This window comes from Pseudoalteromonas ostreae (assembly GCF_018069805.1).
Taxonomy (GTDB): domain Bacteria; phylum Pseudomonadota; class Gammaproteobacteria; order Enterobacterales; family Alteromonadaceae; genus Pseudoalteromonas; species Pseudoalteromonas ostreae.
The window spans coordinates 1-8,594 of record NZ_JAGPYN010000045.1 but is presented as its reverse complement, the minus strand read 5'-3'; the positions used below and the strand labels follow the sequence as shown (position 1 = coordinate 8,594).

6 protein-coding genes and 2 pseudogenes are annotated in these 8,594 nt (G+C 41.2%); all 8 read right to left on the bottom strand.

All coding sequences use genetic code 11. From position 1 onward, the window contains the following. Positions 1-289 (bottom strand): annotated as a pseudogene (locus J7338_RS21165) (transposase); the annotation flags it as partial. Between the two features lie 232 nt (positions 290-521). Continuing rightward, positions 522-1,364: a bifunctional transcriptional activator/DNA repair enzyme AdaA gene (locus J7338_RS20315; RefSeq protein WP_210798789.1), complete on the bottom strand. Its 843-nt coding sequence runs from the start codon at positions 1,362-1,364 to the stop codon at positions 522-524. A gap of 10 nt (positions 1,365-1,374) precedes the next feature. Next, a complete protein-coding gene (locus tag J7338_RS20310; RefSeq protein ID WP_210798788.1) occupies positions 1,375-2,139 on the bottom strand; it encodes an SDR family oxidoreductase in 765 nt (254 codons plus the stop codon). A 514-nt stretch (positions 2,140-2,653) separates the two neighbouring features. Then, positions 2,654-2,874: pseudogene (locus J7338_RS20305) on the bottom strand (transposase); the annotation flags it as partial. A 430-nt stretch (positions 2,875-3,304) separates the two neighbouring features. Next, positions 3,305-4,309, bottom strand: coding sequence for a transposase (locus J7338_RS20300; RefSeq protein WP_182732664.1), 1,005 nt, complete (start codon positions 4,307-4,309; stop codon positions 3,305-3,307). A gap of 94 nt (positions 4,310-4,403) precedes the next feature. Next, a complete protein-coding gene (locus tag J7338_RS20295; protein ID WP_210798786.1) occupies positions 4,404-4,859 on the bottom strand; it encodes a hypothetical protein in 456 nt (151 codons plus the stop codon). A 39-nt stretch (positions 4,860-4,898) separates the two neighbouring features. Then, positions 4,899-6,158, bottom strand: a complete 1,260-nt coding sequence (locus J7338_RS20290) for a S41 family peptidase (protein WP_210798785.1) — start codon at positions 6,156-6,158, stop codon at positions 4,899-4,901. Between the two features lie 143 nt (positions 6,159-6,301). Next, positions 6,302-8,359, bottom strand: a complete 2,058-nt coding sequence (locus J7338_RS20285; RefSeq protein WP_210798784.1) for a hypothetical protein — start codon at positions 8,357-8,359, stop codon at positions 6,302-6,304. Positions 8,360-8,594: the final 235 nt, after the last annotated feature.

Sequence of the window (8,594 nt, the reverse complement as noted above, 5' to 3'; positions counted from 1 at the left end):
CACGAATCCCGCTACAGATGTGTAATGAGGTTGAATATCACCCGACACACTCATGAACAAAATATTCGTCTCACACGCCTTAGCAATACGGCGGCTACTAACCAAACCCATGTGCATAGCCGAGTAAAATAATTTTTAGCATCACTGAAGGCGGATACGCAGCTGCGCCCGTTTTATCATTGTTATACCACGCATCAAAGCCCGACAAGTCGAGTTTATTTTCGACAATATAACAAAGCGCATACTCAAAGGTACCTGGCAGAATTTGCTCAGCGAAATTGATAGGAATGAATTTATTTTGGCAGGATAAATCAGGCTTGACTCCTTACCCAACGAAAGAGCCATAACAATTTACCGTGGGTGAATAATATTTACTAGATCATAGCTTGATAGTAGATTCAAGGTTGAAAGTTGAACAACTAAAAGTAGGTGCATTCGTTCCTGTAAAGAGTAATTCTACAGCCTCAACGCCCGCCATCTGCCGCGCGGGGTAAGATAAGAACGTCAGCTGCATGTCATTGTTATAGCGAAACAGGTTCATCACGCATTTTTTCCCATGTTTGTACCATAAGCTTCTTGGCTGGCCCCCAACGGTAACCACCAAGCGCACCACTGTGCTGTATTACCCGATGGCAGGGGATCAGTAAAGCAACAGGATTTGCTCCAATGGCGTTACCAACCGCTCTTGCAGATTGGGCCGCATTGAGTGCTGTGGCTACCTGAGAATAGCTAGCCACTGCGCCCGGTGGTATTTTCAGCAGCGCCCGCCACACAGCTACCTGAAAATTCGTACCTTTCACATGAAGCGACAGCGGACCATGTTTGGCAGCTGTATCACTACTAAAAAACGCATCAATAACATAGTGCGTAGATGTGATGCTTTCTACAATCGAACTCAATGGCCAAGCGTTACGCAAGTCATCCAGCAGCTCTTCAATGTCATTGAAGTCCATGAACTCAACCCTACAAACACCACGCTGTGTTACAGCTACAAACATAGGCCCCAGTGGTGTAGGGTGCACACCGTATTCGATACGTAGCTCCTTACCCTTATTTTTATACTCCCCCGGTGTCACTGCCTCCAGCTGCACAAAGTGATCATGCAACCTTGAACTACCGCTTAAGCCAATCTCATGTGAAACGTCGAGCAGAGAGCGGGATTTATCCAACAACTCCTTGCTACGCTCCAATGTCAGGACCTGCAAAAACCGCTTTGGCGTGGTACCCGCCCAACGACAAAACAACCTCTGAAAATGATACGGACTCAGATGCACATGGGCGGCTATCTCTTCTAGAGCGGGCTGGGTAGTTGCACGATCTACCAAGTATGCCATAGCACGTGCGATACGGTCATAGTCTGACACACTCTGCCTCTCAGACACGATTTATGGATACACCGCCATCTACCAACATCGCAGAACCAGTTGTGAAACTGGATGCATCGGATGCTAAGTACAATGCGGATTGAGCAATTTCATCTGGTGTCGCCATACGCTTGAGCGCATGCAGGTTACGCACAAACGCCAATGCTTCTGGCGTATTGGCAAACTCACGTCCCGCTGGCGTATCAGTACCACCAGGCAAAAGGGCATTGACCCGGATATTCTGAGGCCCATGCTCTGACGCCAGCACTTGAGTCAAACCAATAAGACCAGCCTTACTGGCTGCGTAGGCAGCCATGCCTGGCATACCTGCGGTGTAACCAACGAAGGTAGAGGTGAAAATTAACGAACCTCCTTTTCGGGCTGCCATAGCCGGCAGTTGGTACTTTGCGCCCAAAAATGCGCTGGTTAAGTTCGTCGCAATAACCTGATCCCAATCCGTTTGCGACATCTGCGGCACAGGGCCCATAGCGCCCAAAATAGCAGCATTGTTAAAAGCGATATCCAGGCCACCAAAGTGGCTTACAGCCTTATCTACCAAAGCTTTGGCAAAAGCTTCTTCGCCAACATCACCGGCTAGTGCCAGTGCCTGCCCACCTTCAGTCTTGATTAATTCCACCAGTTCATCAAGCTCCTTCTGTCTCCTTGCTGCCACCACTACGGCAGCACCTTCTCTCGCAAAAAGCTTCGCGGCTGCGTAGCCAATGCCGGTGCTGGCACCAGTAACAATAGCAACTTTGTTGGCCAATATGTTCATCGATTATTTCTCCTAGCTCTGCTGACAATTAAAGGGCATATGCCCGAACAGATGCTATATTAGGAGGCCGAACGACTAATGCCGACCCGAATCTTGCTGAATTTCAATTGCGCTATAACATTTTAGTATTTATGCGACACGCAGTTTGTGTTGCATAATCGCTTGTCGGACTGAGGCGCTACCTGCTCGATGTGTAGAGTTGGTGTTGTTTATGCTATGGACTTTACATATATAGAAAGGCTTTTTATGACCTAAGCTATAGCAAGCAAATTTAATTGGTGTGCCTGTCGTATCTATGCTGTCCCTGCGTTACTCAGTGTTTATTATCTATCCATTAAACCTAATGTTTAACCCTTAAGCAATTATATTTTTCGTATGCACAGTCGTTACTGACCTGAGCAGTTAAGCAGGTTAATTAGCTGATTTGATGCAGCAAGCTAGGCCGCTAACTCGTTCGAACTATTTAATTTGTCGCTACATCTAAATTAATCGCAACATACTAGCTTAGCAGTGCTGGCAACTTATTAGCTTGTCTAATCAATGCTTCGATTACTGGCTTTGTTTTATTACTAGGTACTTTCGCTAGCATTACATACCTAGAATGTCGTTCAACTAAGGTCGCGATAAAGCTGTTTTCTGAGCCTTGGTTCAAGTCCACCTCCCAGTGATCTGGAACAGCTCTGTCTTCAACATTTGATGACCTTTCACTATTGGTACAGCGTCGACTATCTTTCCTAACCCTTTACCTTTCAGCAGCAACTAAATAAGAGAGCCACTCTAATTGAACAAATAAAACTGTGTCACTAAATTTGCTTTTCAGGTTCAGAGTTTATCTTTTATTGCGGGGTTATTTTTATTTCACCTATTAAATAAATCATTAGCCCTATTAAACCTAAATTACACGCATGAAGATGACTGCAGGAAATAGAAACGGAAATAAAAAGAAATAAAAAGGATGTAGAAATAAAAAGGACAGACACATATTTTGTGTCAGAAAATTTAGCACCTCTCCCGTTGTGGATAATCGCATAATTATTTTTTGCACACTATTAGTGTTAGTTACAGAGCTTAGAATTGAGGTGCTTGGAAAGAATTTTAGGCGAAGCTAGGCCGTCACTTTGTTCAATAGTGTATTTTTAAAACAACCTAATAATGATGCAACTGTTCAGCCTGTGCCTTTGTACCATTTTACATCATTACTGGCGGCTTGCTGCTTTAACCGTTGTTTGCTGCCTGCAAAATTTGAGTACTGCTGCCTAAAACGTTGAATTGATTCAAGCCATTGTGCCTCTTCTATATTCAAAGTCAGGAGCACTTTTGGCATAGTTTTGTTGATATGCCCTTTTTTCTTTGGATCTATGTGGCGGCCACTCCAGTCGACTAATTCAATATAATCCAGTAAGGCAAAGGGGATCGTGTGTTTAATGTGATTGCCGCCAAATGGTTTTAACTGTGCTGGTTGGCTTTCATGCTGAATATTATCTTTTTGTTTGAGAAGCTTATTCGCTTTAACCGTGTCTGTGGTAAAGGCTTTAAAGTGCGCTATACGTTCTTGAATTGAGGTGAAATCACTGTCTTCAAGCGTATCGGCTATGTTTGCTCTGATAGGGTTCAAATCAACGTAGGCCATGCAACTGAGCACTGCGGTTTCATCTAATAATGCTTGCGACTTATAGCGCCCTTCCCAGTACTTACCCGTGCAGTTATCTTCTTTATTGGCCTCGCGGGCAATGTACTCATTGAGGTTTTTCATATACCAGCTGATGTCATACAATCTTTCTCGCCATTTAGCGATGATCTCATTAAAAAAGAGCAAACTTGGCTTATCTAACTGCTCACCTTTTAAGTGGCGGTCGACTAAAAAGTGGCCGTTATAAAGCTGATACCAGCGTTTAATTACTTCATCATCGGACCAATCAAGTGCTTGACGCCTATTGACGTTCACAACAAGGTGGTAGTGATTGCTCATAATCGCGTAGGCAGCAACTTCAATGGCGAACACACTACTTAATAACTTAATTCGCTCTACTAACCACTCCCTACGATGATCAAAGTTTTTACCTGTGTATTTATCATCACCACACAAGAATGCACGTCTCACGCATCGTGAGATTAAGTGATAATAAGATGTCGATGCTAAATCAATAAGCTTTTTTCTTGCGCGAGTCATAATATATCAACTTCATCAGATACTGTATGTAATAACAGTAGTTGATGCTATGATTTTTGCAAAAAAAATGTGCCTGTCCTTTTTTACTCCTTTTTTACTCGATAATAACAAAGCCTTCATTAGCAATAGGAAATAGGTTATGCATCATTGAGCCGAAAACGACACCACCAAAGTTACCATTACCACCTCGGTTATAAATTAATACCGGCAATTTACCTTTTGATACTTTGGGCTTGATTACATAGCCTTTTACAGTATTTCCATCGACAGAATAATTAAAGGTAGAACAAGACAAATTACTCTGGTAAAAATCGAATTTTTCTTTGCCGAAACGAGAATCAAACCGAGTCAAGGCATGATTAAGCTTTTCCTCTGATTTTATTTTTCTTTTGAATTTTTTCTCCATGCCATTACGCCATGAAGCGTAATCAGTAAAAATCCAAGTAAAGCAACTTTTTTGATCTGTTACTCGCTCATCATTGATTAAATTTGATGCTTGAGTGCTAAACGATGAAATAGCTAAAGAGATTATTAATAGGTATTTATTCACATGAACTCCATGTCGGTGATTGAAACTTCAACGTCGCATTCAGCGGTCTGTCCGCTGCAATGCTTTGTTATCAGCGACACCTCTTTCTTCAATATCGTTTAACACCCATCTCAACTGCCTGTCGAACGCATCCGCGTAATCCTGGATAGATGTATCAATCTGTACATCTGGGTACAGCGCGTCTCGCTGAGTGTCTTTGAAGCTATACAACCGCTTCGAAAAGGTGACTTCAAGTCCAGAATTTGGAAGTGTAAACTGACTCATATCTTGATACCCAGAGGGTCTAGCACCCGTTGGAGATCCCACCAGCTTGCTGTTTAATATTTGAGAAAATTGAGCCGCATTGCTCATTGCAGCGGAAAATGTAACGTTGTCGATTAGTGTGTAAACTCCCGATTTCCAGTTAATGGTATCTGCGAGTACCAGCTGTTGTGCTAATTTCAGGCCTACGAAGAAATCTCCACCATAATTGTCTCTAAGGTCGACAATGAGGTTTTCCGATTTGTTTTTGTCGATAAATCCAAGCAGGCTCCTCGAAAATCGTTCCATTCTGGAAATGGATGTGTATCTTCTAAACCTAACGTATACGGTTTTATTATCTGATGAAGATCCATACCAAAGATTTTTATCAACCTTCTCATCAGCAGAGAATATTGCGTCGTTGAAGTGTGATATTCGAGCATCAAGCTTTGGTGAACGGCTGGATTCAAGGTTAGTCTCCCTTTTTTCCCCTTGAATATCGAACACGAATTTTGCTTCGTCTTCTTTCTCAACTATTCCAAGCCCTCTTAGAATGGCAACATTCGGGAAATAGCTAGCAGCTCTTATTGCAGTGGAAAATTCGTTTTCAGAGAAAGGGCTTATTTCTGACAGAAGACGGACAACTTCAAGAGAGGATACGCCATTGATGGAGACAAGCTTCGATCCCAGAAGGTCTTTATGTTGGCTTGTTGTACTTAGCACATATAAGTCATTGCCAAACAATTTCAGCTTTAGAGGGAAGCTATCATACTCCAGCCCCCATAGTGGAAAAGAGGTGTGTCCGTCGTTAATTTTCCGTGTTAGCCTCATCAGATCTATCAGTATTTCGTTTTCTGTTTTGTGGGGTATGCTTTCCCTAATCCTGACGATCTCATTGTCAAAACGTTCTTGTGTAAGTGTGTGAAAAGGATCTATATGCCCTTCGATCAGTTTTTTTGCATAAATGTCGACATCCTCTTGCCAACGTGTCGCATTGTCTTGCGAATACCCGCATGATGATAGCAAAACAGCCATCAATACTACCGTCATTTTCACCATAATATTTGGCATTCCCTATTTTGATAACGCCCAAATAACGCCCAAATAACGCCTCAAACACCGGCTTGGTGAAGTTGGCGCCTTTTTTGGTACAAAAAAAGGTGACAGCTTCACCAAGTCCGAGTGCTTTGACTTGTTAGGGGTCATTCCGACGTATTGAAGATTTCATTTATGTTTTCAATGATCAAGCCTGATGTCATCTGCCCCCGCATGTCTACCTCAGGATCAATAATGATAGATATACCATCAGACTTGAGTTCACTTACTAACTTGTCGAAAGCTGCATCACTATCGATGATTGACAACGTGTAATCTGGCAGTTCAATACCAGCTCTCTTCCAGTTAGTTAAGTAACTTTCAAGGTTCAAGGGGGAAGAAATCATAAGCATTGTTTCTTCTAAGACTATTGGTAGGCCACTTTCCTTTTCTAAGAACATAACCAGAGGTGCATAAAAGTTATCAAAAGCACTGTACGCCTTGTTAATGGCATTTGTGAAAGTAGCTACTTCTGCATTTATACATATTAAGCAATCCTCATCATCCGATTTATTCTTCATAGCAACAGAGTAAGTAGTAAATGCTTCGGACTTAGACGTGTAACAATGAGGATCTTTACTTTCTTTGCCCTCTTTAAATGCAGTATTAAAAAATTCGCATTTTTCTTCTGCTCCAGCTAAAGTTTCCCTTACAACACGCCCTCTATCATGAACATATCTAGAACTACCATCCTCCAAATTTATTTTTATGCAATATTTTCCCCTAGATATATTGTTGTAATCAGGCTTCCATGCGACTGGATAAGTATCTTTTGGCATGCTAGACATACCTGCAAAAAAGCCTTGTCCCTTGGAAAGGGTGACATACCAAGTTTCGTAATCAAAATTTCTAATATGCGGATTTTCCCTAAAAAGGGCTGAGTCAATTAAACCCAGTACTCGATCTATTGGCGAAAGGCAATCATCGTGAGAAAAACCAACGTCATGCTCAGCGTCACACTCATCAATTTCTATATAGGGAGATTTGTCACCTGATATTGGGTCACCACAATGGATGCACATTAAAGGGTCGGCTTTTTCATTAAATATATTTTGGCATAGCTCAGAGTGACTTAGCGATATCGGAGTTTTATCTAATTCTTCTTTAGAGTTTATTGGAAGTATTGCTAAATTTTTACCCTCAAATAATTCAGAATTTCCCGCTATGTATCTCTCAGCCCCTGCATATGTAGAAGCTCGAAACAATACATTCCATGTACTGCCATTCAGTAGCTCGACTTTATCATTGTAAAAATTAAGTCTTTTTTTTCCGTCATCTTCAAATCTAATTAACTCTACTATCATATAATCAGAATCTTTATCAAAAGACTCTATTACAAGCACCTCTCTACCAGAAGATAGGGAGCTTTTCGTTTCTATCTGAATTAGTTTTTTCTTAGCTATATCTTTATCGATTTGTTTCAGATCCCCAACAAATCGACCCACTCGATCTTCAAGACCTTGCTTATTGATTGAACCCCGTTCTTTTGATAGCGATAATCCTAAACTAATTAATGCCGACCACAATAATTCGGCAGAAACGACTGAATTTCCAGAAATTAAAGTCATCACAGCTTTTTCCAGAGGCATCCCAGCCTCCACATCAATTACAGATATATGTATTCTTCTCAGAATATCCATCTTTATATCTTCAGTTATTTCATTACCACTAGAAAGTAAATAGTGGCTATCTATAAGATTGTTGAGCGTATCGTAAACACTTTGCTCAGATTGATTTAACGGATTTTGTATAAAGCCTTGATCATTTAGCTTTATACTTTCAGTAATCTTCCTTAGATCACGTGTTATTTTTGAAGAGGCTTTTGATGTAGTTGCAAGTACGAACTTATCATTATCAGAGGTTTCGCGAGAATACTGTTCGACAAACTGTTTAATAACTTTAGAGAATTCTGATCCTTCAACTTGTGAACAGTTGATTGATCTTTTCGCTTGGATATATACCGTTCCCAGATCAGTTCTTACCACTAGATCATCAATGGCTTCATCTGATTCAAATTGCAAGCTTTGAATTTTGGAATTTCTTTCCATGCCTAGATCGTCAATGAAGGCTACATCCATTAGCATATGCGTCATAAAAAGGGCTGATATACGCTGCTGAAAATCAATTCCTGCATTTGTGGCTGCGCCACCTGCATTACTACTCATTAGTTATCGTCCTAAATTCAAATGCTATGAAACCCTAACAATTTTATAGTGCGCTCATCGCGCATCTTTCTGCCGACGCCACGCTCATGTATTAATAAATCTATTGTTAACAAATAACGTAATGTATTGCCAGCTATAATTTTTTATTGTTGCTAAAGATATTCAGAAAAAAGAAAATGCGCTCGTCGCTCATTTTCTTGAATATGGGAGCCAAACAACCACACTGTACACATAT